Origin of the sequence: Streptomyces sp. DH12 (genome assembly GCF_020873895.1) — a bacterium.
Taxonomy (GTDB): Bacteria; Actinomycetota; Actinomycetes; order Streptomycetales; family Streptomycetaceae; genus Streptomyces.
Genome location: NZ_JAHWGT010000708.1, coordinates 1 through 511, shown reverse-complemented (window position 1 = coordinate 511; position 511 = coordinate 1). Strand labels below are relative to the sequence as shown.

General features: G+C 76.5%; 1 protein-coding gene. It reads right to left on the bottom strand.

The window, feature by feature from the left end:
* The coding region (locus tag LPA54_RS36635; protein WP_368857899.1) for an acyltransferase family protein at positions 1-511 on the bottom strand (511 nt) is incomplete at both ends.

Below are 511 nucleotides of genomic sequence, written 5' to 3'. Positions count from 1 at the left end.
GACCCAGCCGAGACCGTCGGGGACGGTGTGCAGACCGGGCAGCGGGCCGGCGGGGAGAAAGGCGGCGGTGGTGGCCATCAGGGCGGTCTGGTGCCACAGGAACACCGTCATCGCGGACAGGTTGACCAGCGCCACCGCCGCCCACGCCAGGGGCCGCCGCATCGCGCGCCGCAGCCGGTCCCGCAGCAGCAGCGCGAGCCCGCACTGGGCGAGGCCGAAGGTGACGGCGGCCAGGGTCGGCGGATCGAGGTTGGACACCTCCGCGCCCGGCACCCCGACCATCGCGGCCGGATAGCCCGCCCACGCGACCAGCGCCGCCGTCGCCGCCGTGCCGCCGCCCAGCAGCACCCACCCGGACGTACGGCCCTCCAGCTCGCCCCGGGTCCAGGCCGCGCCCAGCGTGTACGGCACCAGCCAGCCCGCGGCGAGGTTCAGCCATCCGAGCGTGTCGGACGCGCCGAGGCCGAAGCGGAGCACGTCGACGTGGAGGACGACGGCCAGCGGCCACAGC